This window comes from Chelativorans petroleitrophicus (genome assembly GCF_025398195.1).
Lineage (GTDB): Bacteria > Pseudomonadota > Alphaproteobacteria > Rhizobiales > Rhizobiaceae > Chelativorans > Chelativorans petroleitrophicus.
Map to the genome: position 1 here is coordinate 139,654 of NZ_JAODNV010000008.1, position 25,935 is coordinate 165,588.

Below are 25,935 nucleotides of genomic sequence, written 5' to 3' on the forward strand. Positions count from 1 at the left end.
GTCATCATGATTACCGCGCTCAGCCTGATCCGGCGCCGGGCAGATATCGATCTGGATACCTTCAGGCGTCACTGGCTTGATCCTCACGGCGTGCTCGCGGCCGGCCTGCCCCACGTCCGCCGCTACATCCAAGGCCACATCAAGGATTCGTCGCTCACCAACGTCCATGCGAGGGAAGCCGGCATTGACGGGTTCGCTGTCCTTTCCTTCGACACAGTGGAGCAGCGAGACATCGCCTATCAATCGCCGCGCATCCGCGAGTGCGACAGGGATTCCGAATCTTTCATCGGCGCTGTGCGGCGCGTCGTGACGGTCGCCACGCCGCATGGCGACATAAACGACAAGGACGGCCTTAAGATATACCTTCTGGGGATCGGTGATCCCGCACACGCCGCGGAATGGTCCCGCGAGATCGAGGCGCGACTGCGGGATGTCCCCTCGCCCAAAAGCCGCGTCGTCCATGAGATCCTGTCGCAAAGCCATGCGCCGGGCAGCAAGGTTCCCGAACTGCGCCTGCCGGTCTGCGGCTTCGCAGAGCTCCGCTTTCCGGAAAGTGCGCTGGGCGGCAGCCACGCCAAAATTCTGGCGGGACATGAAACGGAAACAGTGCGCACGGCGCTGTTCGTCGCGGACGACTACCAGCTCGTCTAACGCCATTCCGGAAAAGAAGACGCCGGTTCCCCGGCCCGGAATCGCGCAAATGGAGACTCGCCTGTCCTTACCCAAACTTCAATGGGTGAAATTTGGCGCCTTTCAAATTGAACCGGAGTCCCTCGATCGTATGCTCCTTAAAGCCTGCCGCAGCACCGTGCGTGGAGGGGGAAGCAGGCAGGCGTAAGGAAGGCCAATTGCGCAGTCTGAAGCCATGGGCGGGCTGTCTGCAGGCGAAGAGTTCGGGATGGGAGGCACGGCCAGGAAACGACGTTGCGACTGGAGCGCATCGGCCGCTCGCATCCGCATTCAAAACACATAATCAATGAGGAGGAGACAATGAAACTTTTCACCCTTTCGGCCCTTGCGGCGGGACTGCTGGGCGCCGTGACCGCCGCCGCGAGCGCCGACGTCCTGTCGGACGTCAAGAGCCGGGGCAAACTCGTATGTGGCGTCCTCAACGTCAACGAGCCCTTCGCCTATCAGGACGTAAACACGCGCGAGCTGGTCGGCTACGAAATCGATCTGTGCCACCTTCTGGCCGACCATCTGGGCGTCGAGGGTGAGACCAAGGTCGTCACCTCCCAATCGCGCATCCCGGAGCTCACCCAGGGGCGGGTTGACGTTCTGATCTCGCTCTTGAGCTACACCGAAGAGCGTGCGCAGCAGGTCGATTTCTCCAACAATTATCTGCAGTCCTCCTGGCGCTGCATGGTGCTGAAGGACTCGCCCTACCAGCATCTCGACGAGCTTGCGGACAAGCGCGTCGCCATCCTGAAGGGCAGCGTGCTTGAAGAGAATTTCCGTGAGCTTTATCCCGATGCCACGATCCTGTCGCTCGACGACACCTCGGCTTCGCTGCTGGCCGTCCTGCAGGGCAAGGTGGAGGCCACCTGCAACAATCAGGTGACGGTGCGGCTCGTGGCACTGCGCGGCGGCGGCGGAGACACTACGCGCCTTCTTCCCGAACCCGTGATGACGGCCACGACCGGCATGGCGGTCAAGAAGGGCGAGACGGCGCTTCGCGACGAGATCAACGCCTTCCTCGAGGAGATCGAGACCAACGGCAAGGGCGACGAGCTCTTCGACAGGTGGCTTGGCAGCGGCACCGGCCTGAACCTCGAAAGGGACTACAAGTTCGGCGAGCCGAACCGGCCGCAAGCTCTCGCCCGCTGACGCAACTCCAACCGGTCATGGCGAGCACCGCCCATGGGATATGATCTCGACTTCAGCGTGGTCCTGAGCGGGCGCTATCTCGAGATGCTGCTCAGCGGGCTCGCCACGACCATGCTTCTGTTCGTCTCGGGCTGGTTTCTCGGCCTTGCCATCGCGCTTGTTCTCACGCTTATCCGCGCTACACCCTTCAAGCCTCTACAGTGGCTGGTGGCGGCCTATGTCGAATACCACCGCAACGTGCCGCTGCTCGTGCAGCTCTTCGTCTGGTATTTCGGCATGCCGCAGCTTCTGCCGCTGTCGGTGAACCGGTTCCTGAACCAGCACAATGCCGAACTCGGCTTCGCGGTCATTGCGGTGAGCTGCTTCATGGCCGCCTACATGTCGGAGGACTTCCGCTCCGGGCTCAGGGCCGTGCCGAAGGCGCAGCGCGAAGCTGCCCGCGCCATGGGCTTCAGCTTCCTGCAGACGATGCGCTGGATCCTCATTCCCCAGGCCTGGAGGATCGCCCTGCCGGCGCTCGTCAACCAGACGCTCCACATGTTCAAAGGAACGAGCCTGGCCGGCATCATCGGTGTGGTGGAGCTGACGGACGTCGCGCGCCAGATCGAAGACAACACCTTCCGCGTGTTCGAGGCGTTTGGCGTCGTCACCGCGATCTATCTCATCTGCACCCTGACCCTGATGCTCGGCGGGGCGGCCCTGTCGCGACGCTTCCAGCTAAGGACCTGATCCGGTGATCGAAATCCTGCAACAGCACTGGCTCTTCCTGCTGGTCGGGGACTATCCCAAGGGCCCGCTTGGCGGGCTGGCGATGACACTGCTCATCACAATCACCAGCATGGTGCTGGCCTTCCCCTGCGCTGTGCTGGTGGCGCTCTGCCGCACGAGCGGAATCCGCCTTTTTGTGTGGCCCTCCACCGCCTTCGTCTATCTCATCCGCGGAACTCCGCTTCTCATGCTGGTCTTCTGGATCTTCTTCGCAGGGCCGGTCATCCTCGGCTTCACGCTCAGCGCGTTCGCCACCATCGTGATCGCGATCGTCAGCTTCCAGACGGCCTATCTTTCTGAGGTCATTCGCGGCGGCATAGAGGGCCTGCCGAAGGGCCAAACGGAGGCGGCGCGGGCGCTCGGCCTCGGCTATTTCGTCACGACCTGGAAGGTGATCCTGCCGCAGGCGCTCTACAACGTCATTCCCGGGATTCTGAACAACCTGACGGCGATCTTCAAGGAAAGCTCGCTTGCCTATGTGATCTCGCTTCACGAGCTCACCTTCGCCGCGCTGCAGGTGATGAATTTCGAGATGAGGCGGCCTTTCCAGGTGCTCGTCCTTCTGGCGGCCATCTATTTCTGCTGCTGCTTTGCCCTGTCGCAGACCGCCTCCTGGCTGGAAGTGCGGGTGGCGCGAAAGCGGGAACGCGACAGCGGCCTCATCCAACCGAACGCGCAACTCGCACAGGCATGAGGCGGCGGTGATCGTCTTCGAGAAGGTCAGCAAGCGCTATCGGTCGTTCCAGGCCCTCACCGAGGTATCCGGCCACATCCGACGCGGGGAAGTCGTGGTACTCTGCGGGCCATCTGGATCGGGCAAGTCCACACTCGTCAGAACCGTGAACCGGCTGGAGGAGATCAGCAGCGGGCGGCTTGTGGTGGACGGCGTCGACGTGAGCGACAGGCGCGTCAACATCAACGAATTCAGGCGCGGGATCGGCTTCGTCGCGCAGCAGTTCAACCTTTTCCCTCACCTGACGGCGCTGCAGAACGTCTCGATCGGGCTCTACCGCCTTCTCAAAATGCCTCTTCGCGAGGCGGAAGCGCTTGCGATGGAACATCTGAGCCGCGTCGGCCTTGCCGCGAGGGCGCACCGGTATCCGGCCGATCTTTCCGGCGGCGAGAAGCAACGCGTTGCCATTGTACGGGCGCTCGCCATGAACCCGAAGATCATGCTGCTCGACGAGCCCACCAGCGCGCTCGATCCAGAGATGGTGGGCGAGGTGCTCAACCTTCTGCGCACCCTGGCCAAGGGCAACCTCACTATTCTGTGCGTGACGCACGAACTGGGCTTCGCACGCGAGGTAGGAGACACGGTGTGGTTTATGGACGGCGGACGTCTGCTGGAAGTCGCCCCACCCGACCGGTTCTTCTCATCGCCCCAGCACCCGCGCGCCCGCGAATTCGTCGCCGCTCTGGATCACGGCTAACAGAGATGGGCGGGCGGGCATCCCCTCTGACTCCCGCAGCGGCTGCCCGAGTACAGCGCCGATCCGGGTGGCATAACTTCAACGATACGAAGCTGGAGAATATCCTGTGATAAAGTTCCATCCGCCGCAACCTGCCAAAGACGTGGAGCACGCCGTCGTTTACCGGCGTGAAAACGAGTGCGCCACCCACCCCTTTTCACGTGGCTTTTGGGAAACGGCAGCCGGACACCTCATCTGCAACTTCTCCGTCGCGACGGTGGATTATTCCGGCGACCCGAACAATCTCGCCCATCACAGGCTGATTCACAATCCCGGCGGCAGAAGGGGCGTGACCGTCCGCTCGGAGGACCGCGGCAGGACCTGGTACGTGTTCAACGAGGACAAGAACCGCCCGGGCATGGACGTCAAGGCGCCGGAGCCAGGCGTGGACGGCAAGCCGGGTAGCCTTTCGGAGATCGGCCCGATCAACTTCCTGAACAAGGACGTTCTCGTCTCCAATTTCTACTACCAGTACATGCAGGAAGACCCCCAGATCAGGGACTTCGTGCGCACGGTGACCACCGAGTTCGGCCCGCCGGAAAATCAGGTCTTCGTGCGCATATCAAAGGATGGAGGGCTGACATGGTCGCGCTCCATCATGCTTCCGCTCAACGGACTCTATTCGCTCAGCGCCGTGGAATCGTCGCTGGTTCGCCCGGACGGCCGGTGCCTCCTATTCCTGACCGGGGGCACGAAGAAGGAAGGGGAGCACAACCGCTTTCCGGCCGGCCCGGAGCATGGCGAGCCCAACCGGCCGCTCGTCTATAGGAGCAGCGACGACGGCACGTCGTTCCACTTCATGTCCTTCATCACGCCGGAAAACGATGGCACCCTCGGCGGACGTCGGCGCATGTATCCGCGCGGCGTCATGCTGCCCAACGGCCGCATCCTGTGCTTCCTGCGGGTCGAGCGGGACTGGGCCGGCGTCATGTGGACCGAAGTCTTCAAGAGCGACGATGGCGGGCGGACGTGGCAGTTCCTTTCGCGCGCCACCGATTTCGGCGCGCCCGGCTCGCCCGTGGTGATGAGCGACGGGCGCGTGGTGCTGGTCTATACCTATCGCCTGCCGCCGCGCGGCATGCGCGCCGTCGTCAGCGAGGATGGCGGCGAGACCTGGGGTCCGGAGATCGTCATCCGCGACGACGCCGGCAGCTGGGACATCGGCTATCCGCGCACCTGGGAAGTGGAGCCCGGCAAGATCGGCACGATCTACTACTACAACGACAAGGACGATCCAATCCAGGTGAAGCCAGCCCCCGGCTCGCTCTGGGGCGAGGGCGGCGTGCGCTACATCGCCCGTAGTATCTTTTCCGTCGATTGAGGAAAAGAGGTAGGCGACCGGCTCCGGTTGCCTGCCTGGCAGGACGATTCCATGTCGCTGTTATCATTCCCCCTCACCGTGTCGCGCTTACCGCGAGACGGTGAGGGGGACTCGCCGCAGGCGATTGCCCTACTGTCAGGGCGGGATATCGCCGTCTCAATAACCTCTTTCGAGGTCCACCACGTTCCTAAGCGGCTGCCCTGAAAGATAGCGCTTGAAATTTTCCGCGAAGAGCGATGCCACCCGCTCGGCATACCCCTCGGTCATACCGGAAATGTGCGGAGTGATGATCACGTTCGGCATGGTCCAGAGCGGATTGGACGGGTCCGGCGGCTCCTTTTCCAGAACGTCGAGCCCTGCACCTGCAATCAGCCCTTCCTGCAGAGCGGCGATGAGGGCCGCTTCATCTACGAGACCGCCGCGGGATATGTTGAGCAGGAACGCTGTCCGCTTCATGGTGCGGAACTGCTTTTCGCCGAACATATGCCGCGTCTCTGGCGTTTCCGGAGCCGTGATGCAGACGAAATCGCACTCCGGCAAAACCTCGTCCAGCCGCTCGTAGCGATACATCCGCAGGAAACCGGGAGGACAGTCGAGCCCGCTGCGCCGCACGCCGAGCACGTTCATGCCGAATTCATGGGCGCGGCGGCCGATCTCCGCTCCGATGGAACCGGGCCCGATCACGCCCAGCGTCTTGCCCGCAAGGGGGCTCTTGGGGTCGCGCCGCCAGCGCCGCTCGGCCTGGTCGCGCAGCAGCCCCGGGAAATCCCATTGCAGCATGACCATCACGGCAAGCGCGTAGTCAGCCATCAGCCCCGCGTGGATGCCGCGGGCATTGGTGACCACGACATTCCCAATGCGGTCGCGCGCGGGCAAGAGACCGTCAACACCCGCGCTGCAAAGCTGAATCCAGCGCAGCCGCTCCGGCGTCCGCTCCACGCCTTCAGGCGGCAGCTCCGTGCACAGGAGTATTTCGGCTTCCGGCAGATGCCTCCGCAACGAGGAGAGGTCGCCTGCCACTTGCAGCTCAAGGCCCGGAACCGCCGCCCTGAGCGGTCCGGTAAATTCCTCCACCCGGGGATGGAATAGGAGAACCGGCGGCATCAGACCCCGTCTCTGTAAAGGTACCCCAAGAGGCGCCTCGAGGCTCAGCACCTGAGCCTCGAGGGCCAGGGTCAGATGACCTTGGCCTCCCTCAATGCGGCGATTTCGTCCTTGTCGAGGCCCAGATACTGCGTCAAGACCTCCTCGTTCGACGATCCGAGGACCGGTGCAGCGACCTTGGGCACATAGGAATCGCTCATCTTCACCGGCCAGCCGGGCATCTTGACCTCTCCGCGGACGGGATGTTCGACGGTGACGAAGGCCTCGCGCCGGTTGAGTTCCTCGTCCTCGACCAGCTCCTTCGTATCCATTACGGCGCCTGCCGGAACGCCTGCTGCGCCGAGAATGCGCATCACCTCCAGCTTGTCCCTGTCCTTCGTCCAGTTGGAGATCAGCGCGTCCACCTCGTCCTGATGCTTGAAGCGCATCTCCGGGGAGGAGAAGCGTTCGTCGTCAAGCAGGTCCTCGCGGCCGATGATGCTCAAAAGGCGCTTCCACTGGTGGTTCGTGGGCGAGCGCGAGGTGTAGATGAAGCAGTAGTCGTTCGGCCCTCCACCCTTGCAGGGATAGACCCCGCTCGGCGCCGTGGAGCTAAGGAGGCTCTGATTACCGCAACGCGGCGTGGCCTCCCCCGTCATGGCCCAGCGCGCAAAGGCGATACGGCTGAAATTGATCATGGCTTCCTGCATCGACACGCTGACGCGCTGGCCCCGCCCGGTGCGAATGCGCTGATAGAGGGCGCTCAGGATGCCGATCGCGCAGTGCAGGCCCGTGCCGGTGTCGCCGATCGTGGGACCCGGCCGCAACGGGATGCGGCCAGCCTCTCCGGTGGTCGAGATAGCCCCGCCGACCGCCTGAGCGATCATGTCGAAGGCCGGGAACTCGGCATATTTGCCGTCCTCCGGGAAGCCCTTGATCTGCGCGTAGATGATCCTGGGATTGAGCTTCGAGACAGTCTCGTAGTCGAAGCCCAGACGCTCGATCACCCCGGGGGCATAGTTCTCTATGAAGACATCCGCATCGCGGATAAGCGAACGCAGGATCTCTTTGCCCCGCTCGTCCTTCAGGTTGAGCGTCACGCTGCGCTTATTCGCGTTAAGGTAAATGAAGTAGAAGGAGTCGGCGTCCTCCCTGTCGGCGGAGGCGCGCCGTCCCTGCTCGCCGCTGACGGGCGGCTCGATCTTGATGACGTCGGCGCCGAGCCAGGCGAGCACCTGGGTGCAGGACGTGCCGGCCTCGAACTGCGTGAGGTCCACGACGCGAACCCCATGCAGAGCCGGAAGCCGGTCCTCATCGCGGGCCTGACCCGGCCCTTCGCCCATCTCTACCTGGTTCTTGCTGACGTCAGGTGTTCCGTGGATCTCCACCATATCTATCCTTTACCTCCTCTCTCGCCGGCCAGACCGCAGGTCCACCGGCCAGGTTTTGCGTTTGACTGGGCGTCACGCCGCGTTTGTCCGCTCCTTCAACCTCGCACGTCGCCATGCCGCTCATTTGAGAACAGCGCCATGAGCTGGTTCTTGAAGGAAAACACGATGAACAATGCCGTCAGTGCCAGGAAGGTCGCGCTGAGCGGCCGCTGCAGGAAAATCATGTAGTTTCCGTCTGACAGAAGCAGCGCTCGCCGCAGGTGTTCCTCAAGCAGGGGCGCGAGGATGACGCCGAGCACCAGCGACGCCATCGGATAGCCGAACATACCGAAGACATAGCCCACCGCACCGAAAACGATCACGATGATGATGTCATTGACGTTGTTGTTGACGCTGTAGACCCCGATGCAGACCAGAAGCAGGATCGACGGGTAAAGCACATGCGAGGGAATGGTCAGGATCCGTACCCAGAGGCCGATCAGGGGTATGTTCAGGATGAGCAGCATCACATTGCCGATCCACATGCTGGCCACCACGCCCCAGAAGAGATCGGCCTGCTGAACCATGAAGAGCGGACCGGCCTGAATGCCGTGGATCATCATCGCCGCGATCAGCACGGCCATCACCGCATCGCCCGGGATGCCAATGCCGAGGGTCGGGATGAACGCCGTCTGCACGGAGGCGTTGTTCGCGGCCTCCGGAGAGGCTACCCCCTCCACCGCGCCATGGGCAAATTTTTCCGGATTCCGTGAAATGCGCTTTTCGAGGCCGTAGGCGATGAAGGTGGCGAGCGTCGCGCCCATGCCGGGCAGCACGCCGATCACCGCACCCACGAGCGAACCGCGCAACGTCGCCCCTCCGGCTTCACGCACGTCCTGCCGGGTGGGTATGAGCGAGCGCAACGCGACGGCGCTGGCGGACACCAGCGATTCGCCGCCCTTGGAATAGGCAGACAGAATCTCCGCGACGCCGAAGAGCCCCATCATCATCGCCACCAGGTCGATGCCGTCGGTGAGCATCGGAATGCCGAGCGTGAAGCGCGGGGTTCCGCTCGTCACATCCGTTCCGACAAGCCCGAGAAGGAGCCCGACAGCCACCATACACAGGCCCTTGAGCGGCGAGCCTACGCCCAGCATCGATGCGCCGACGAGGCAGAACAGGATGAGCCCGAAATAGTCGGCCGACGAAAACCCGATCGCAAACTTCGCAAGAACCGGCGTGAATCCCATCAGAAACACGATGCCGATCGATCCACCAACGAAGGAGGCGATTGCGGTGATGAAAAGAGCCGGTCCCGCGCGGCCGCTCTTCGTCATGGGATAGGCCTCGAGGCAGGTGATGGCGGAGGCCGGCGTGCCGGGCAGATTGAGAAGGATGGCCGAGATCGAGCTGCCATACTGGGTGCCGTAGAAAATGCCGGCCAGCATGATCAGGGCGACCATCGGATCAAGATAGTAGGTGAGCGGCAGGCTCAGGGATATGGCCGCGAGCGCACCGATGCCGGGCAGCGCACCGACGAAAGTTCCCACCGTGACGCCGATGAAGCAGAACAGAAGCGCCTCCAGGGAGAGAGCGCGCTCGAAACCATGTGCGAGATTGACGAGTGCGTCCACGGGTTACCACCTGAGCATGCGAAGGGGGAGATTGAAGCCGTACAGGAAAATGACGGCCGCACCGAGCGACACCAGAACGGCCGTAGCCACCATGGGAACGGGCCGTATCGGCGGCCGCGCCAGCGAGCACAGGATGATGAGCATGATCGAGCTGGGCAGCAGGCCGATACGCTCTACCAGCATGGCCCAGACGAAAAGCCCTCCGAAAATGAAGATGGCGACGCGGGGCGACGCATCCGGACGGGGGCTTTCGGAATTCCTGACTTCCAGAAAAGTCAGAATGCCCAAGAGAACCGTAACGATGCCGAGGACGGTTGGGAAATAGCCCGGTCCCATCTGGCTCAACGTGCCGATTCCATAGGAACTCCCGACATAGGCCATGACTGCGCCAAAGAGGATGATGGCCCCCGCCGCAGAGCTCTCCCACACGTTCAGCTTCATCGCGATCCTCCCGTTTGCACCTGGAGCCCTTGGCGAGCCCCAGGCGCGTTTGTCTCAAGCCGGGCTAGTCCAGAATCTTGGTGTAGATTTCCTCCTGCCTCTGGAGGTACGCTAGCAGACCCTCGGAGTCCAAATATTCCGGGTTCGAGCCGATCTTCTCCATCGTTTCCAGGAAGCGCTCGGACTGAACCGCTTTTTCGATCGCGCCCTCGAGCTTTTCCACGACCTCCTCCGGCAGGCCCGCCGGCCCGCCGACGGCGCGCCAGGTGGAGACGTCGAGCGGGAAGCCCAGCTCTGCCGTGGAAGGCACGTCAGGCAGATCCGGCAGCCGTTTCGGTCCCGAGACCGCAAGCATCCGCAACTGTCCGCCCTGGACATGCGGTAGAATCTCCGTGGGGCCGTTGACCGTGGCGTCGATATGGCCGCCGAGAAGCTGCAGGATTGCGGCTGGGCCGCCATCGAAGGGAACATGCTTGAACTTGACGCCCGCCTGCTCTTCCAGGTTCCGCGCCGTCATGTGGAAGCTGCCGCCCTCGCTCCCATTACCGAGCGAAAGGGCCCCGGGATTTTGACGGGCCTTTTCCAGCAGATCCTCGAAGGTCTGGATGTCAGAGTTCGCGTTCACCGCAAACCCGGCATAGTCGATGCTGGCCATGGCGATGGGCGTGAAGTCCCTGTAGGACTTCTGCATCACGCCGCGTAGATTCGCTGTGATGACCTGCGCGGTCAGGATGCCGAGCTTGTACCCGTCCGGAGCCGCAGAGGCGATCTCCTCGAACCCGACCACACCGCCTCCGCCGGTCCGGTTGATCACCTGGAAGGGCACGCCGAATTCGTCAGACAGTGCGTCCGCGAGCGCGCGCGCCAGGAGGTCCGTGCCGCCACCCGGTGCAAATCCGCAGATGATCTCCACCGGCTTTTCCGGCCAGCTTCCCTGCGCGAATGCCGGGCCCGCCGCCGCAAGGGTCAGTGCGCCCGCAGCCGCCAGAAACACCTGACGGCGTGTCAGTCCAGACCGGCGCGTGTCATCCGTACGCATCTTGATCTCGTCTTTCATGTCAATTCCTCCTCACGTTGCCTTTCTTGCCTCCGGGTTCTCCCCCTGGCAGTCACGACAGTCCGCACCGGCCGGCATCTAGCGCCTTCGCACACCAGCGCGATAATCCACCAGCTTTCCTTCCGTCATTCCATCCGGTCTCCTTTGCTCCATTCCCGCCTGGCTTCAGCCCGCCCCGTCATGTCCTGTAGGAGGTGAAGCTGGTGGTGGTTGAAAGCGCCCGCCAATCCGTCACCACATTGACGAGGGCTGTCTGCCCACGCGCGACGGCGGCGGCCGCTCTTTCCAGTGCCGGCCGGATATCCTCGGGCCGCTCGACATATTCTCCGTGGCAGCCCAGCGCCTCGGCCATCTTGTCATAGCGGGTGTAGCCGAGATCGCGTCCGGGCTTCGTCCTGTCCGGGTCGCCCGTCCAGCCGCCGTTCAGGCTGATGATCACCAGCATGGGCAGCTTGTGCCGCACCGCCGTGTCCAGCTCCATTGCATTGAGGCCGAAGGAGCCGTCTCCGTGTAGGACGACCACCTGGGCGTCGGGCTTCGCCGCCTTGGCGCCAACGCCGAAAGGCATGCCGACGCCCATCGTGCCGAAGGGACCCGAATTCAGCCGGTGGCCCGGCACGTAGCTCGGGATCGTCTGTCGGCCGTAGTTCAGGATTTCCTGGCCATCGACCACCAGGATGGCATCGCGACTTATAAAGTCCCGCACCTCCTTGCACAGGCGCTGCGGGTGTATGGGCACCTGGTCCGTGGAGATAGCCTCCTCATGCTTGGGCGCACGCGCCCGCTCCACCTCTGCAAGCTGCTCGCGCCAGGCGCTGAACCGGTCGGGCGTGACCGAGCCAGAAAGCGCGGCGAGCAACTGGCCGAGAACGGTCTTCGCATCGCCCACGATGCCAATGTCCACCCGCTCCGAACTCTCGATCTCGGCTGGATCGGCATCGATCCGCACCAGCGTGGCGCTTGCGGAAAAGCGCGGCGGGCGCGCATAGGAGATCACGTAATTGAGCCGCGTGCCCACGACGAGGACGAAGTCCGCCTCGCGGAAGGCCGTCGAGCGGGCATGCCCGAAGAAGAACTCGTGATCCTCGGGGATGACGCCGCGGCCCTGCGGCGTGGTGTAGAAGGGGATGCCCGTGGCATCCACCAGCGATCTCAGCTCGTCCCAGGCGCCGGACCAGAGAACGCCGCTACCCGAGACGATCACCGGCCGTTTGGCCGCATGAAGCACCTCCACCACCTTGCGCAGGGTCGGCTCGTCGCAAGCCGGTCTGGTGCGGGCGGTATCGGCCGCCTTTGACGGCCAGACGACTTCGGATTCGTCCACCTCCGCATAGAGCACGTCGCCGGGAAGATCGATGTAGACGGGACCGGGCTTGCCCGCCATGGCTTGCCGGAAGGCGAGGTTTACATATTCAGGAATCCGCCGCGCGTCATAGACGCGCTCCGCCCATTTCGTGACGGGGCGCATGATGGCGACCTGATCAATCTCCTGGAACGAACCCATGAGATTCTGCCCAATGGGGCTCGATCCGCCGAAAGCGACGACGGGCGCGCAGTCGATCAGCGCGTTGGCAAGCCCCAGCGTCAGATTGATCGTTCCGGGGCCGGAAGCGCCCATGCACAGGCCAGGCCGGCCCTTCACGCGCGCATAGGCCTGCGCCGCCATCGCCGCCGCCTGCTCATGGCGCGTGTCGATCATCCTGACGCCGCCGGCGATCGCCGCCTTGACCGCGTCGTTGATCGGCCCGCCCATGATGAAGAAGCCGGTGTCCACATGCTCCTTGACGAGAGCCTGACCGAAAAGCGTGTAGCCGCGGACCATCATCCTACCTTTGTCGATGTCTACCCGGATTTGACACTAGTCGAGCTGGCCGGCGCCCTGTTCGAGAAGTTTGGAAATTTCAATGGTAGAAATTTGGATGCCTCTCCGCCGCCGGCATGCGGCTATAATGGCGCGCATTCAGGTGGCGGGCGAGCACTATCGAAGCTGCCGGGAGTGACGCGTGGTCCGCGCTGAGGAGAAGAGACATGCAGACATGGCTTGTGACCGGCTGCTCGAGCGGCCTTGGACGGGCAATCGCTGAGGCTGCGCTCTCAGCCGGCGCGCGCGTTGCCGCCACGGCCCGGCGGGTCGAATCGGTCGCCGAGCTCGCGCAGCAAGGCTCCGGCCGCTGCCTGCCCGTCGCTCTGGACGTTGCCGATCCCGCCTCGGTGAAAGCTGCCGTATTGGCAGCGGAGGAATGGGCCGGCGGCATCGATGTGCTCGTGAACAATGCGGGCTTCGGCCTCTACGGCGCGGTGGAGGAGGTGGAGGACGACGAAATCCGCGATGTCTTTGAAACGAACATTCTCGGCGTTGCCCGCATGGTGCGTGCGGTCCTGCCGGGCATGCGCCAGCGCGGCCGCGGAACCATCGTCAATATCGGTTCGGTGGCGGGTCTCGTTGGCGGACCGGGCAATGCCTTCTATGCCGCAAGCAAGTTCGCAGTGGAGGCGATCTCGGAGGCAATGCACGCGGAACTGCGCCCGCTCGGCATTCGCACGATCCTGATCGAGCCATCCGGCATACGCACGGACTTTCATGGCCGCTCCTACAAGCGGGCGGCACGGCGGATTGCGGATTACGAGCAGACCGCGGGCAAACAGATTGCCTTCAATCTGAGCCTGAACGGGCGTCAGGCGGGTGACCCGCGCCGCATGGCAGCGACGATCCTGCGCCTCGTCGCCTCCGAGAACCCGCCCTTTCGCCTCCTGCTCGGCGCAAGCTGCGTCGAGCGGGTACGGGCGAAGCTCACCGGGATGCTCGATGATATCGAACGGTGGGAGGAGGTTAGCGGGGCCGTCGATTTCGCCAATCCGGAATTTCCTGCCGACCGCCCCCTGCCTTCAGCCGCACCCCAGAAATAGCGGAAGCGGCTTTCACCCGTTGGATGCGGCGAAGACCGCCGCCTGCGCCTCGAAGGCCCGCCTGTAGGCAGGCCGCGCCTCGCCGCGGGCGAGATAGGCAGAGAGGTTCGGATAGTCTTCGAGTATGGGCGACCCTTTCAGCCGCAACAGCACCGTCACCATCAAGAGGTCGCCGGCGCCAAACGCACCGTCGAGCCATTCAGCCTCGCCAAGATGGCGGGACAGGCTGTCCAGCCGCTGGCGGATGCTATTCTCCAGCGCGCGCAGGCGCTGCTCGTACCAGGGCTCCTCGCGCTCGACAATCATGGCGAGGCTGCGGTCGAAGATCGGCGGCTCCACCGTATTGAGCGCGGCGAACATCCAAGCGATCGCGCGCGCCCGAGCGTTCGGGTCGTTCGGAAGCAGGCCCCCATGGCGCTCCGCGATGTGGAGCACGATCGCTCCCGATTCGAACAGGGCAAGCTCACCTTCCTCGTAGGTGGGGATTTGCCCGAAGGGCTGAATCGCAAGATGCGCCAGCTCTCTCAGCGCTTTGAACGATACGAAACGGACGTCGTAGGGCTGACCCACCTCTTCGAGCGCCCAACGGACACGCATGTCACGCGCGAGCCCCCTGCCCCCGTCGGGCGAGCGTTCGAAAGCAGTGATGACAGGCTTCATGGAAATCCTCCACATCTTGGGCTAGGCTGGCCGGCGCGCCCTGAAAGATGGCTGCGATCGTACTTAGCCTCTGTCTCCGGTTTTGCGTCTGGCATCCATAAGACGCAGGAGAGGCCCCGCTTTCGACATCCGAATTTGCGGAAACGATAATTTTCGCCGCATCACCGTGTGCAGGATGCAGCTTGTGCGCTTGTTCGGCGTTGTACGCCGGCGGATTGCCCTGAATGGGCAACCGGCTCCCGGCACCTCGCGCCGAGCATGCCCGGACGCAACGAAAGCGAAAAAATGGCGCATTGGGTCGTTATCAGGTTCTGGAATTCGTTCTCGGCAGCGGGTCTTTACGTCGGAACGCTCTTTCTTGCCGCTTCGCTGACACCCTCCCTCCTGCCGCGCACCTTCGTCACGCAAGGGATTCTGTCGGGCGTTTCGCTGGCCGTCGGATATGGTCTCGGCGTGTTCGGGCGCTGGCTTACGCGTTACATGGAGCTGCCGCAGCCCGCCAAGCAGAAATTGCGCTGGGCAAAGTACGTCTCGGCCCTTGTCTGCGGCGCTGTCGCTCTCGCCTTCCTATGGCAGGCGGCGGAGTGGCAAAACTCGATCCGGTCCCTGATGGGGCTGGAGCTGCTCGACAGTGTCCACCCGCTGCGCACCGGTCTCGTCGCCATCGTAACATTCGTTCTCCTGCTGGCTGCCGGGCGCCTCTTCCGCTTTGTGCTCACCACCGTTTCCGCGCTTCTTTACCGCTTCATTCCTCGGCCTGTGGCCAACGTGGCGGGCGCGGTCATGGCCGTGGCCCTCTTCTGGCTGGCAATCGATGGGGTTCTCTTCCGCTTTGCACTGCACGCGGCCGATTCCTCTTTCCAAGCCTATAACGAGCTCATGGAGCCAGAGTCCCCGCAACCGGAGGACGCTCTGAAGACGGGCAGCGCAGCTTCGCTCGTGGCCTGGGCCGATCTCGGCCGCGCTGGACGGGAGTTCATCGCCTCCAGCCCGACGGCAGAAGATCTGCGGCAATTCCACGGCCGGGATACGCTCGAGCCGATCCGGGTCTATGTCGGGCTGAATGCGGCCGACACGGTCGAGGCGCGTGCGGGGCTGGCGCTCGCCGAACTGCAGCGTACGGGCGCGTTCGAGCGCGCCGTGCTCGTCATCGTCATGCCGACAGGTACGGGCTGGGTCGATCCGGCGGCCATGGACACGCTCGAATATCTGCACGGCGGAGACGTCGCCAGCGTAACCGTACAGTATTCCTACCTGACGAGCTGGCTTTCACTCCTCGTCGAGCCCGATTACGGCACACAGACGGCGCAGGCCCTCTTTTCCGCCGTTTACAACTACTGGCATTCGCTTCCAGAGACGGAGAGGCCGAGACTCTACCTACACGGACTGAGCCTCGGCTCCCTCGCCTCCGAAACCTCCGTGGAGCTGTTCGAGATCCTGAGCGATCCCTATCACGGCGCGCTTTGGAGCGGGCCGCCCTTCGCCAACCCCATGTGGCGGTACATCACCAATCGGCGCGAGCCGGAGTCGCCGGCCTGGCTGCCGCGTTTCGGCGGCGGCTCGTTCGTCCGCTTCACCAACCAGACCAATGTGCTCGACATACCCGGCGCGCTCTGGGGGCCGATCCGGATCGTCTATCTCCAATATGCCAGCGATCCGATCACGTTCTTCGATTACCGGTCGCTTTACCGCCGCCCCGAATGGTTGGACGAGCCGCGCGGGCCCGATGTCTCGCCGGAGCTGCGCTGGTATCCGGTCATCACCTTCCTGCAGCTCGTGCTGGACATGGCTCTCGCCACTACGGCACCGATGGGTTACGGCCACCTCTACGCACCGGAACACTATATCGACGCATGGGTGGAGGTGACAGCGCCGAGCGATCTGAACGACGCCGATATCGCCCGGCTGAAGAAGCATTTCTCACGCGAGTGAGTGTCCGGCCCGAGTTCTCAGGTGACGTCTACGAGGCGACATTCACCCGGCCCTACCAGATGCACGCATCCATGGGGCCGTCCTGCGCCGTGGCGGTTGCCAATGATGAGGGCGTGACGGTCTGGTCCCACACCCAGGGATGCTATCCCGATTGTGAGGCCATTGCCGAAATGCTTGGCCTGCCAATCGAACAGGTGCGCGTGATCCACATGGAGGGCGCGGGCTGCTACGGCCACAACGGCGCGGACGACGCGGCGGCCGATGCCGCGCTCATCGCGACGAACGTACCCGGCCGCCCCGTGCGGGTGCAGTGGATGCGCGAACAGGAGCACGCCTGGGAGCCCTATGGACCGGCTATGCTCACCAAGGTGCGCGCGACGCTGGACAGGGACGGAAGGATCAGCAACTGGGCCTATGACCTATGGAGCAATGTGCATTCCACACGGCCGGGCGGCGCTGCCTCGCTGCTTGCCGCCCGTCATCGCGCCAGTTCGGTCACGCCGCCGCCGGCCCGGCTCAACATCAGCCAGTCGGGCAATGGCGACCGCAATGCGAACCCACCCTACACCATTCCCAACAAACAGGTGCTCTGGCACTTCGTGCCCGAGATGCCGTTGCGGGTCTCCGCCTTGCGGGCGCTTGGCGCCTACGCGAACGTCTTCTCCATCGAATGCTTCATGGATGAACTCGCAAAGGCCGCGGGCGCCGATCCGGTGGAGTTCCGGCTGCGGCATCTTGAGGACCCGCGGGCGCGCGATGTGGTCGAGCTCGCCGCCGAGCGCTTCGGCTGGTCTTCGGAACCCTTGCCGAACGGCCGGGGGCGAGGCTTCGGCTTTGCGCGTTACAAAACGCTGGCCGCCTATTGCGCTGTCGCGGTCGAGGTGGAAGTCAACCGCGAAACGGGCAGGAGCCGCGTCATACGCGCCATCTCCGCTATCGACAGCGGAGAGGCGGTGAATCCTGACGGCATCCGCAACCTGACCGAAGGCGGAATCATACAATCCGCAAGCTGGACGCTCTACGAGGCCGTAACGTTCGACGATACCAGGATAACCAGCATCGATTGGGCGAGCTATCCGATCATGCGCTTCAGGGATGTGCCCGAAACGGTGGAGGTCCACATCATCGACCGACCGGGCGAACCCTATCTGGGTACCGGCGAGGCCGCGCAGGGACCGACAGCGGCGGCAGTCGGCAATGCCGTAAGCAGTGCGATCGGCAAGAGGCTTTACGATATTCCGCTGACGCGGGAGCGCGTGAGGCAGGCCTTCGCAGCCGCCAACTGAAGTACGGCCTCGATAAAAGCCTTCACCGTGATCCCCCGCGCATCCGCGAGGGATCACGGGATGCGCTCAGTTGGTGAAGTAGTTCTGCGTGCCGTGCGCTTCGATCGCCTCGGCCAGCCTTTTCAGAGCGTGCACATAGGCTGCCGTGCGCAGCGTGATGTCCTTTTCGCGGGCAATGCCCCAAATCGCTTCTCCTTCCCGCTCCATGATCGTCTTGAGCCGTGCATGGACCTCTTCCAGGGTCCAGTAGAAGCCCTGCCTGTTCTGCACCCATTCGAAGTAGGAAACGGTGACACCGCCGGCATTAGCCAATATGTCGGGCAGAACCGCCACGCCCTTGCGGGCAAGCCGCGCATCCGCCTCCGGCGTCAGAGGACCGTTCGCCAGTTCCAGGATCAGGCGCGCCTTGATGTCGTCCGCGTTGCGCTCGTTGATCATGTCTTCGAGCGCCGCCGGCACGAGGAGATCACAGTCCACACCGACAAGCTCTTCCGCTCCAATGGCGCGGTGCCCCGCCTCGCCTGCGGTGCTCGTCACCGAGAGGCCTTTCGCCTTGGCCGCCAGCAGAGCCTCGACGTTGAGGCCGTCCGGCGCGTAGACCCCGCCCGAGGAATCGCACACGGCGACAATCTTGTGCCCGTCGCCGGCAAGCAGCCGCGCGATGTGCTGCCCGGCATTGCCGAAGCCCTGAATGGCCACGCGCAGCGTTCCCATCAGGCCGAAATTCTTCGCCAGATGCCGCACGAGATAGTAGCCGCCGCGCGCCGTCGCATCCTCGCGGCCGAGCGAGCCCCCGAGCGCGATCGGCTTGCCGGTGATGACGGCCGGCACCGCCTGCCCCACGATCTGGGCATATTCATCGGCCATCCAGCCCATGATCATGGAGTTCGTGTAGACATCGGGTGCGGGAATGTCGCGGTCCGGGCCGATAATGCCTGCGAAGGCCTGTATGTAGGCGCGGGAGAGCCGTTCCAGCTCGGCCTTGGAAAGCTGCCGCGGATCGACCTGCACCGCCCCCTTGCCGCCGCCATAAGGCAGGTTCATGACGGCGCATTTGAAGGTCATCCAGAAGGCCAGCGTCTCCACCTCGTCAACCGATGCGTCCGGGTGGAAGCGGATTCCGCCCTTGGTCGGGCCGCGCGTATCGTCGTAGCGGCAGCGCCAGGCGACAAACGACTTGCGCGAGCCGTCATCCATGCGGATCATCAGCCGCGCCTTGGTGGTCTCGCGTGCATATTTCAGCTTCTCGATCACGTCAGGGTCGACGCTGATGTGCCTGGCCGCTTCGTCCAGCCGGACGAGGGCCTGCTCAAGGAGGCTTAATTCGGTCATCGAAGTCCTTTCACTGCTTGGTGGTGGTGGTCGCACCCGCCCGGGCGGGCGCGGTCGGGAGTTCAGGCAAAGCGAGTTACGCTCAGGGGCGACAGATCGATTTCAGATTTTCGGCCGCTCAGGAGATCAGCGAGCGCACGGCCGGAGCCGCAGGCCATTGTCCAGCCGAGCGTGCCGTGACCGGTGTTGAGATAAAGCTTCCGGACAGGAGCGGGGCCGATGATGGGCGGACCATCCGGCGTCATCGGCCGCAGCCCGCACCAGAAGCTCCCCGCCGCCGGATCGCCCCCGAAGGGGAAAAGCCCTGAAAGGGAGTGTTCCAAGGTCGCGCGGCGGCTTTGCCTCAGCGTGAGATCGTAGCCGGCGACCTCCGCCGTCCCGCCGACGCGGATCGAATCCCCAAGCCGCGTAATCGCGACCTTGTAGGTCTCGTCCATGACCGTGGACACCGGAGCACCGCCCGCGTCACTGATCGGCACCGAAAGCGAATAGCCTTTCACCGGATAGACGGGAATCCGAATCCCCAGGGAGCGGAGCAGAAGCGGCGAATAGCTTCCAAGCGCCACGACATAGGCATCCGCCGTGATCAGACCCGCCGATGTGCGGACGCCCGTCACCGCGCCCCCTTCCGCAACGATCTCCTTCACCGCGACGCCGTAGGTGAAGTTCACCCCCAGCCTCTCCGCCATTGCGGCGAGTTTTTGCGTGAAGATGCGGCAGTTGCCGGTCTCGTCCTGCGGCAGACGGAGGCCGCCCGCAATCGGCGCCTGGGCGCGCGACAAGGCGGGTTCGACGCTTTGGCAACCTGCCCTGTCGAGGACCTGATACTCCACGCCGAACTGCTTCAGAACCTCAATGTCCTTGCCTATGCCGTCGAGCTGCTGCTGGGTGCGGAAAAGCTGCAGCGTTCCCAGACTCCTGTTCTCGTATTCGATGCCGGTCTCCGCCCGGAGCGCACGAAGGCAATCGCGGCTGTACTCGGCGATGGGCACCATCCGCGCCTTGTTGATGGCGTAGCGAGCTGCCGTGCAGTTCCTCAGCATCTGGAGCAGCCAGCGCCACATGGCAGGGTCCGCCTTCGGCCGGATGACCAGCGGGCCGTGCTTCATGAGCAGCCACTTGACGGCTTTCAGGGGAATGCCGGGCCCTGCCCAAGGAGAAGAGTAGCCGGGCGAAATCTGACCTGCATTGGCGAAGCTGGTTTCGAGCCCCGCCTCCAGCTGCCGGTCCACAACCTCGACTTCGTGACCGGCTTTTGCGAGGAAGTACGCCGTTGTCACGCCGATGACGCCGCTGCCCAGTATGACGATTTTCAATTTCTTCCTCGTGCGCCAAGCGCCCGCCTGCCTCGGCGGGGTGCCTGATTGACCATTGATGCAGGAAAGTGTGCCGCCGGGCGGCAGGTGCGAGAGCGTACCCCTGGTGGCGGATCAGCGCGCCCCAGGGGCTAAGTGGTTGCTTTAAGGCTACCCGCGTGATTCAGGAATCGTCGGCGGAGACACAAAGTGTCGAGAAATCCCGCCGCAATCAATTCCATTTTGACCATGCCACCCATTTCAGCCGCTTGATACACTCTCCGCAGGAGGTCTGCCAATGGGGATGAACGGCGATGGGAGAAAACGCCGCAATAAATTGGCTGACGGGCCGACGGCCTGCAGGGCATCTTCCTCTATCATGCGTTTGCATCGGCGCGGGACGTCGGCGTGTTCGTGGCCATCAACGAGTTCGATTTCGCCGCCTCGGCGGCAATCGCCGAGTTTGCCGCGATAGTATCAAGCGGGCATGCGCGGCACACTGGCAAGCAGCTTTCGTGTGTAGGGATGCTGCGGGCGCGCCAGAATGTCTTCCGTGCGGCCTGCTTCCACGATCCGGCCCTTCTCCAGAATGATGATCTCCTCGCAGAGGGCGGCGACGACGCCAAGATCGTGCGAGACGAGAAGGATCGTGATCGCCTTCGACAGATCCTTGAGCAGATCGACGATGCGGATACGGGTGGAGAGGTCGAGCGCGCTCACCGCCTCGTCCGCCAGAACGAGCTGAGGCCGGGCGACGATGGCACGGGCGAGCGCGATGCGCTGGCGCTGGCCGCCGGAAAACTCATGAGGATAGCGCGAGATAGCATCCACCGGCAGGCCCACATCGGCAAGCGCCTGCTCGATGGCCGCACGGTGATCGCCGGGGATCTTCAGCGCGCGCAGCGGTTCGGCAATGATAGCCTCCACCTTCTGTCGCGGGTCCAGCGAGGAATAGGGGTCCTGGAACACCGCCTGCACGGCGCGGCGGTAGCGGCGCATGAACTCCCTATCGTTGAGGTTCATGGGCTGGCCTTCAAAACGGATGACGCCACTGCTGGGGCGCTCCAGGCCGAGCAGGAGCTTCAGGATGGTGGACTTGCCCGAACCGGATTCGCCCACGAGCCCGAGGTTCACGCCCTTCTTCACAGTGAAGGAGACGTCATGCAGAACGGGCTCCTTGCGGCTGTAGCCGAAGGCCACGGAGTCGACGGAGATCAGCGTCATTGCTGAGCCCCCAATGCGCGGTCGAAGGCTGCCGCCGCATCCACCAGCATCTTCGTGTACTCATGTTGCGGCGAGCCGAACACACTGCGCACCGGGCCCTGCTCCACCACCTGCCCGCGGCGCAGCACCGTCACCTCTTCAGCCACTTTCGCCACCACGGGAAGATCGTGGCTGATGAAAAGCAGCGCCATGCCTTCCTCCCGCACGAGGGTGGAGAGAAGCTCCAGGATTTCCGCCTGCGTGGTGACGTCTAGGGCAGTGGTCGGCTCATCGGCGATGAGCAGTTTCGGCCGGCAGGCGAGCGCCATGGCGATTGCCACACGCTGGCGCTGTCCGCCGGAAATCTGGAACGGATAAGCGTTCATGATCCGGTCTATGTCTGGCAGGGCGACGCGCTCCAGGTAATGGCGCACCTCGGCTACGATCTCCTGTCGGCCAGCAGACCTGCCATCCCGCCGGTGGCGCCGCGCGATGGGCTCGGCAACCTGCCGGCCGATCTTCATGAGCGGGTCGAGCGCGGTCAGCGGCTCCTGGAAGACGAAGGCAGCGGTTCTGCCGCGCAGGGCCTTCAGCTTCTCCTCCGACGCACCGATGACCTGAACGCCATCGAGCAGGATGGAACCTTCCGGCTTCAGTCCCGGCGGCAAGAGGCCGATGGCGGCGAGCGCAGTTAGCGACTTGCCCGAGCCGGATTCGCCGATAAGTCCCACGCGCGCGCCGGGTTCAATCACGAGCGACATGTCCTTGACCAGCGCCTGACCGCCCGTGCGGATGGTAAGGTTTTCGATCCTGAGCAGGCTCATCGGCTGCGCCTCCGCGTCGGATCGCCAACGTCACGAAGGCCGTCGGCAAGAAGGTTCATGCCGATGACGAGCGAGACGAGCGCGATGCCCGGAGCGACGGCCCCGAAAGGCGCGGTGTAAACCGTGCCCTGCGCCTCCTGCAGGAGCCTGCCCCACGAGGCGTTGGGAGGAGGCGCGCCGAGACCGAGATAAGAGAGCGATGCTTCCGCGATGATCGCAATGCCGAACTGCAGCGCGAAGTTCACCGACAGCGTCGGCCAGATGTTGGGCAGCACATGACGGAAGACGATGCTGGGCCATGAGGAGCCGGCCGTGCGGGCGGCGGTGATGTAGTCCATCGCCAGCACGCGCTTGGCGAGAATCCGGGTGAGCCGCGCAACGATGGCCGAGATGGCGATTCCGAGCGCGAGGATTGCGGAAAATAGGCTCGCCGTGTCCGTCGCCGCCACCACGAGCATGGCAAGCAGCAGCGTGGGGAAGGCGATCAGGATGTCGAAGGTCGCCGCTAGTACATCGTCCAGCGTTCGGGTGGCGAAGGCGGCGAGCACGCCGAGTGTGACGCCGATCGCGGCCGCAATGGCCACTGCGCCCGCGCCCACCGTCAGCGCGATGCGCGAGCCGATCATAATCTGGGTGAAGAGGTCGCGGCCCAGCCGATCCGTGCCCGCCCAGTGCGCCCAGGACGGCGGCTCCAGACGCCCGCCAGTCATGGCGGTCGGGTCATAGGGCGTCCAGAACAGTGTAAGGAGAGCTACAAAGAGATGCAGGCCCACGAGCACTAGGCCGACGCTCAGCGTGAGCGACCGTGGTGTGCGGCGTGCCGGTGCCGGCGCCTGAAGATCGACAAGATCCGTCATGGCCGGTCCCCCGAGCGTTCCCGCAGGCGCGGATCGATCAGCCGCTGGGCTAGGTCCGCGAGGAAGCCGATCAGCAGCACGAGCAGCGTGGAGATGAAAAGCACGCCCTGGATGTTGGGGTAGTCGCGCTGCTCGATGGCGAGCAGCAGCATGGAGCCGAGGCCGGGCAGCGCGAAGACGCGCTCGACCACCACAGCGCCCAGAAGTGTGGTGGCCAGCTCGATGCCGAGGATCGACACCACCGGCACCGCGCCATTGCGGATACCATGACGGACAAGTGCCTCGCCGAAACCCGAGCCCATCGCGCGGGCGGTTCTCAGATAGTCGCTGCCGAGCACGTCCTGCGTGGCCGAGCGCACATAGCGCAAGAGCGAGGCGGACATCACGATGGCGATGGTGACGATCGGCAAGAACAGCGCCCGCAGCGCTTCGAACGGCGCGCTCCACCCTTGCGGCGGGAATCCACCCGACGGGAAAAGCCGCAAGTTCACGGCGAAGACCGTAACCAGAAGAATGCCGACCCAGAACACGGGAATGGCGATGCCGAGCTGCGAGATGACGGAGATGGCGGCCCCATACCAGCGGTTCGCCTTCACGGCGGCGATGATGCCGAGCGGCGCGGCAATGAGTATGGCAAGCAGAAAGGAGAGCAGCGTGAGCGGAACAGTGACGGCCAGCCGCGCCATGATCTCATCGAGAACAGAAGTGCGGCTTACGAAGGATGTGCCGAGATCGAAGCGGGCGAGGCTGGTGATGAAATGAAGGAACTGCTGGGCGAGCGGCAGGTCCGAACCCACCTGCCGCCGCGCCGCGGCAATCTGCGCCTCGTCGGCCCCGACCGAGATGAGAGCATTCGCCGGATCGCCGGGCAGAAGCCTGAGAAGCACGAAAAGAACGACGCAGGCGACCAGCAGCGAAAAGACCAGGATGGCGAGCCGCCGAAGAATGTAAGCGAGGATAGCTCCCTCCTTCCGCGGCTCGCCTTCGTCGGCTACTGCGCGCGCTTCACGATGTCATATGCGAAGAACTGCGAGTTCAGCCCGTTGACCGGATACCCGCTCACCGAAGCGCTCGATACCACGATCTGCGGATAGAGATAAAGCCAGGTGCTGGCGGCTTCCTCCGCGATGATGCGGTTCGCCTCTTTCAGCTTTTCCACCTGCTCTTCCTCGGTAGCGCTCGCCTCCGCAGACGCGATCAGCTCCACGACCTCAGGGTTGTTGTAGCCCCAGTAGAAATCGGGATTGCCGTAAAACACGATGTCGCGGTGGTTCACATGCTCCTGCAGCGTCGCCTCGAAATCGCGCGCCTGGTAGATCTTCGTGTACCACTCGTTGGCGGTGATGATGTTGATGTTCACCTTGATGCCGACCTTGGCCAGCTCGTTCTGCACGAACTGGGCGACGATCGGATGCGGATCGTAGTTCGGCGTATCCAGCGTGAAGGTGAAGCCATCGGCATAGCCCGCCTCGGAGAGAAGCTGCTTCGCGCTCTCCGGATCATAGGGATCAACGCCGGTGAGGTCGATGTACCAAGGGTCGGTCGGCGGCACGAAGGAGCCAATCAGCGTCCCGTATTCACCCCAGATCGACCTCAGCAGCTGCTCGCGGTTGATCGCGCGGGTGATCGCCTTGCGCACCTTCACGTTGCTGAAGGGTTCGACGCGGTCGTTATAGGCCAGCACTTCCTTGGTCGTAGACGCGCCTTCCGACACGGTAAATGCGGGATTGTCCTTGAACTGGGCAAGGGAATCCGGGCTCTGAACGCTGGTGATGATGTCCACCGCGCCGGTCAGCAGGGCATTGTTGAGCGCCGTGGCCTCGGTGAAGTAGTTGAACACCACGCCACCGTTCTTCGGCTTTTCGCCCCAGTAGTTCTCGAAGGGCACCAGGCTAATGCTGGAGCCGCGGCGCCAGGCATCGAGCTTGTAGGGGCCGGTGCCGTCGGCGCTCGTTGTGAGGTCACCCGCGGCGTCGTTGACGATCCACACATAAGTGAGGTTGTAGGGCAGAGAGATCGACCGCTCCTTGAGATGGATGACCACCGTCTGCTCGTCCGGCGTCTCGATGCTCTCGATGGTGGACAGGCTGCTCTTGCGTGAGCTCTTGGAGGTCTCCGCCGTCACGCGCTCGATGCTGTGCTTCACATCGGCCGAGGTCAGCGGATCGCCCGAGTGGAACGTCACGTTCGGCTGAAGCTTGATGGTGTAGGTCAGCCCGTCATCGCTCACCGTATAGTCGGTTGCGAGCTTGGGCTCTACCGAGCCGTCGTCCATGAGCTGGAACAGGCCTTCATAGACATTGCCGTTGAAGGCCTCCGTGATTCCCTGGCCGGCACCGGCCGTGTTGTCGAGATTCTGCGGCTCGTAGAGCGAGCCGATGCGGATGACGGCGCTCGGATCAGCGTCCTGCGCCTGCGCGCCGGCTCCTCCGAGCACCAGCATCAAGGCTGTGGCGATACCCGCACCCCAGCCAGCCCAACTCTGCCTTCGCGACATCTCACTTCTCCTTTATGCCTGAACTCCGGCACCACATGTCCAGCGCCGGATATTTGCGCGCGAATGTAGCCGCTCCTGCTACGGGCTGCGAGGCAATTTGGTTCCGCAAGAGGCCAATTTTCCGCGAGGTAACGCGGGCTTTTCATCAGTCTGTTGGATATTTATTCTAGGG

General features: G+C 63.7%; 22 protein-coding genes and 1 pseudogene. 9 read left to right on the forward strand and 14 right to left on the reverse strand.

Annotated features, from left to right (window positions below):
• The first annotated feature begins 6 nt into the window (after window positions 1-6).
• The 6 genes from NYR54_RS08095 to NYR54_RS08120 all read left to right on the forward strand — a co-directional run bounded on the left by NYR54_RS08095 (window position 7) and on the right by NYR54_RS08120 (window position 5,385).
• Window positions 7-651, forward strand: coding sequence for an EthD domain-containing protein (locus NYR54_RS08095; RefSeq protein WP_261515112.1), 645 nt, complete (start codon window positions 7-9; stop codon window positions 649-651).
• 339 nt (window positions 652-990) lie between these two features.
• Window positions 991-1,827, forward strand: coding sequence for a transporter substrate-binding domain-containing protein (locus NYR54_RS08100; protein WP_261515113.1), 837 nt, complete (start codon window positions 991-993; stop codon window positions 1,825-1,827).
• A gap of 33 nt (window positions 1,828-1,860) precedes the next feature.
• Entirely contained in the window at window positions 1,861-2,556 is a 696-nt protein-coding gene (locus NYR54_RS08105; RefSeq protein WP_261515114.1) for an amino acid ABC transporter permease, read from the forward strand.
• Window positions 2,557-2,560: 4 nt separating this feature from the next.
• On the forward strand, window positions 2,561-3,289 hold the full coding sequence (locus tag NYR54_RS08110; protein ID WP_261515115.1) for an amino acid ABC transporter permease: 729 nt from the start codon (window positions 2,561-2,563) through the stop codon (window positions 3,287-3,289).
• 7 nt (window positions 3,290-3,296) lie between these two features.
• Window positions 3,297-4,025: an amino acid ABC transporter ATP-binding protein gene (locus NYR54_RS08115; RefSeq protein WP_261515116.1), complete on the forward strand. Its 729-nt coding sequence runs from the start codon at window positions 3,297-3,299 to the stop codon at window positions 4,023-4,025.
• 106 nt (window positions 4,026-4,131) lie between these two features.
• A complete protein-coding gene (locus NYR54_RS08120; RefSeq protein ID WP_261515117.1) occupies window positions 4,132-5,385 on the forward strand; it encodes a sialidase family protein in 1,254 nt (417 codons plus the stop codon).
• A gap of 156 nt (window positions 5,386-5,541) precedes the next feature.
• Here the strand turns inward: NYR54_RS08120 and NYR54_RS08125 are convergent, their stop codons facing one another.
• From NYR54_RS08125 to NYR54_RS08150, 6 genes are all read right to left on the reverse strand, one after another.
• Window positions 5,542-6,489 carry a D-2-hydroxyacid dehydrogenase gene (locus tag NYR54_RS08125; protein WP_261515118.1) on the reverse strand — a complete coding sequence of 316 codons (948 nt, stop codon included), beginning with the start codon at window positions 6,487-6,489 and terminating at the stop codon, window positions 5,542-5,544.
• Window positions 6,490-6,560: 71 nt separating this feature from the next.
• On the reverse strand, window positions 6,561-7,856 hold the full coding sequence (locus NYR54_RS08130; protein WP_261515119.1) for a CaiB/BaiF CoA transferase family protein: 1,296 nt from the start codon (window positions 7,854-7,856) through the stop codon (window positions 6,561-6,563).
• Window positions 7,857-7,954: 98 nt separating this feature from the next.
• The gene (locus NYR54_RS08135; protein WP_261515120.1) at window positions 7,955-9,472 is read right to left on the reverse strand and encodes a tripartite tricarboxylate transporter permease; all 1,518 of its coding nucleotides are present in this window, start codon (window positions 9,470-9,472) and stop codon (window positions 7,955-7,957) included.
• Between the two features lie 3 nt (window positions 9,473-9,475).
• Window positions 9,476-9,913, reverse strand: a complete 438-nt coding sequence (locus NYR54_RS08140; protein ID WP_261515121.1) for a tripartite tricarboxylate transporter TctB family protein — start codon at window positions 9,911-9,913, stop codon at window positions 9,476-9,478.
• Between the two features lie 64 nt (window positions 9,914-9,977).
• Window positions 9,978-10,970: a tripartite tricarboxylate transporter substrate binding protein gene (locus tag NYR54_RS08145; RefSeq protein ID WP_261515122.1), complete on the reverse strand. Its 993-nt coding sequence runs from the start codon at window positions 10,968-10,970 to the stop codon at window positions 9,978-9,980.
• A gap of 178 nt (window positions 10,971-11,148) precedes the next feature.
• Window positions 11,149-12,792, reverse strand: coding sequence for a thiamine pyrophosphate-binding protein (locus tag NYR54_RS08150; protein WP_261515123.1), 1,644 nt, complete (start codon window positions 12,790-12,792; stop codon window positions 11,149-11,151).
• A 206-nt stretch (window positions 12,793-12,998) separates the two neighbouring features.
• Here NYR54_RS08150 and NYR54_RS08155 point away from each other — a divergent pair, with 206 nt between their 5' ends.
• Window positions 12,999-13,877, forward strand: a complete 879-nt coding sequence (locus NYR54_RS08155) for an oxidoreductase (protein ID WP_261515124.1) — start codon at window positions 12,999-13,001, stop codon at window positions 13,875-13,877.
• A 12-nt stretch (window positions 13,878-13,889) separates the two neighbouring features.
• Here NYR54_RS08155 and NYR54_RS08160 read toward each other — a convergent pair whose 3' ends face one another.
• Window positions 13,890-14,537 (reverse strand): glutathione S-transferase family protein, encoded by a 648-nt coding sequence (locus tag NYR54_RS08160; protein WP_261515125.1) that lies wholly within the window; start codon window positions 14,535-14,537, stop codon window positions 13,890-13,892.
• 285 nt (window positions 14,538-14,822) lie between these two features.
• Here NYR54_RS08160 and NYR54_RS08165 point away from each other — a divergent pair, with 285 nt between their 5' ends.
• On the forward strand, window positions 14,823-16,469 hold the full coding sequence (locus NYR54_RS08165) for an alpha/beta hydrolase (RefSeq protein WP_261515126.1): 1,647 nt from the start codon (window positions 14,823-14,825) through the stop codon (window positions 16,467-16,469).
• A gap of 20 nt (window positions 16,470-16,489) precedes the next feature.
• A pseudogene (locus tag NYR54_RS08170) lies at window positions 16,490-17,755 on the forward strand (xanthine dehydrogenase family protein molybdopterin-binding subunit); the annotation flags it as partial.
• A 66-nt stretch (window positions 17,756-17,821) separates the two neighbouring features.
• Here NYR54_RS08170 and NYR54_RS08175 read toward each other — a convergent pair.
• The 7 genes from NYR54_RS08175 to NYR54_RS08205 all read right to left on the reverse strand — a co-directional run bounded on the left by NYR54_RS08175 (window position 17,822) and on the right by NYR54_RS08205 (window position 25,763).
• On the reverse strand, window positions 17,822-19,087 hold the full coding sequence (locus NYR54_RS08175) for a Glu/Leu/Phe/Val family dehydrogenase (protein ID WP_261515127.1): 1,266 nt from the start codon (window positions 19,085-19,087) through the stop codon (window positions 17,822-17,824).
• Between the two features lie 62 nt (window positions 19,088-19,149).
• On the reverse strand, window positions 19,150-20,403 hold the full coding sequence (locus NYR54_RS08180) for a D-amino acid dehydrogenase (RefSeq protein WP_261515128.1): 1,254 nt from the start codon (window positions 20,401-20,403) through the stop codon (window positions 19,150-19,152).
• Window positions 20,404-20,859: 456 nt separating this feature from the next.
• Window positions 20,860-21,606, reverse strand: coding sequence for an ABC transporter ATP-binding protein (locus NYR54_RS08185; RefSeq protein WP_261515129.1), 747 nt, complete (start codon window positions 21,604-21,606; stop codon window positions 20,860-20,862).
• Complete coding sequence (locus tag NYR54_RS08190) at window positions 21,603-22,409, reverse strand: ATP-binding cassette domain-containing protein (protein ID WP_261515130.1); 807 nt, start codon at window positions 22,407-22,409, stop codon at window positions 21,603-21,605. Before NYR54_RS08190 ends, NYR54_RS08185 begins: the two co-directional genes overlap by 4 nt.
• The gene (locus tag NYR54_RS08195) at window positions 22,406-23,266 is read right to left on the reverse strand and encodes an ABC transporter permease (RefSeq protein WP_261515131.1); all 861 of its coding nucleotides are present in this window, start codon (window positions 23,264-23,266) and stop codon (window positions 22,406-22,408) included. The genes NYR54_RS08190 and NYR54_RS08195 overlap by 4 nt, the downstream gene beginning before the upstream one ends.
• A complete protein-coding gene (locus NYR54_RS08200; RefSeq protein WP_261515216.1) occupies window positions 23,263-24,213 on the reverse strand; it encodes an ABC transporter permease in 951 nt (316 codons plus the stop codon). The genes NYR54_RS08195 and NYR54_RS08200 overlap by 4 nt, the downstream gene beginning before the upstream one ends.
• A gap of 44 nt (window positions 24,214-24,257) precedes the next feature.
• Window positions 24,258-25,763 (reverse strand): ABC transporter substrate-binding protein, encoded by a 1,506-nt coding sequence (locus NYR54_RS08205; RefSeq protein ID WP_423738594.1) that lies wholly within the window; start codon window positions 25,761-25,763, stop codon window positions 24,258-24,260.
• Window positions 25,764-25,935: the final 172 nt, after the last annotated feature.

What these genes read in the sequence shown, in the direction of transcription:
- NYR54_RS08095 (WP_261515112.1), top strand. Translation starts at nt 7, where the DNA reads ATGATTACCGCGCTCAGCCTGATCCGGCGCCGGGCAGATATCGATCTG.
- NYR54_RS08100 (WP_261515113.1), top strand. Translation starts at nt 991, where the DNA reads ATGAAACTTTTCACCCTTTCGGCCCTTGCGGCGGGACTGCTGGGCGCC.
- NYR54_RS08105 (WP_261515114.1), top strand. Translation starts at nt 1,861, where the DNA reads ATGGGATATGATCTCGACTTCAGCGTGGTCCTGAGCGGGCGCTATCTC.
- NYR54_RS08125 (WP_261515118.1), bottom strand. Translation starts at nt 6,489, where the DNA reads ATGCCGCCGGTTCTCCTATTCCATCCCCGGGTGGAGGAATTTACCGGA.
- NYR54_RS08140 (WP_261515121.1), bottom strand. Translation starts at nt 9,913, where the DNA reads ATGAAGCTGAACGTGTGGGAGAGCTCTGCGGCGGGGGCCATCATCCTC.
- NYR54_RS08145 (WP_261515122.1), bottom strand. Translation starts at nt 10,970, where the DNA reads ATGAAAGACGAGATCAAGATGCGTACGGATGACACGCGCCGGTCTGGA.
- NYR54_RS08150 (WP_261515123.1), bottom strand. Translation starts at nt 12,792, where the DNA reads ATGGTCCGCGGCTACACGCTTTTCGGTCAGGCTCTCGTCAAGGAGCAT.
- NYR54_RS08155 (WP_261515124.1), top strand. Translation starts at nt 12,999, where the DNA reads ATGCAGACATGGCTTGTGACCGGCTGCTCGAGCGGCCTTGGACGGGCA.
- NYR54_RS08160 (WP_261515125.1), bottom strand. Translation starts at nt 14,537, where the DNA reads ATGAAGCCTGTCATCACTGCTTTCGAACGCTCGCCCGACGGGGGCAGG.
- NYR54_RS08165 (WP_261515126.1), top strand. Translation starts at nt 14,823, where the DNA reads ATGGCGCATTGGGTCGTTATCAGGTTCTGGAATTCGTTCTCGGCAGCG.
- NYR54_RS08175 (WP_261515127.1), bottom strand. Translation starts at nt 19,087, where the DNA reads ATGACCGAATTAAGCCTCCTTGAGCAGGCCCTCGTCCGGCTGGACGAA.
- NYR54_RS08185 (WP_261515129.1), bottom strand. Translation starts at nt 21,606, where the DNA reads ATGACGCTGATCTCCGTCGACTCCGTGGCCTTCGGCTACAGCCGCAAG.
- NYR54_RS08190 (WP_261515130.1), bottom strand. Translation starts at nt 22,409, where the DNA reads ATGAGCCTGCTCAGGATCGAAAACCTTACCATCCGCACGGGCGGTCAG.
- NYR54_RS08195 (WP_261515131.1), bottom strand. Translation starts at nt 23,266, where the DNA reads ATGACGGATCTTGTCGATCTTCAGGCGCCGGCACCGGCACGCCGCACA.
- NYR54_RS08205 (WP_423738594.1), bottom strand. Translation starts at nt 25,763, where the DNA reads ATGTCGCGAAGGCAGAGTTGGGCTGGCTGGGGTGCGGGTATCGCCACA.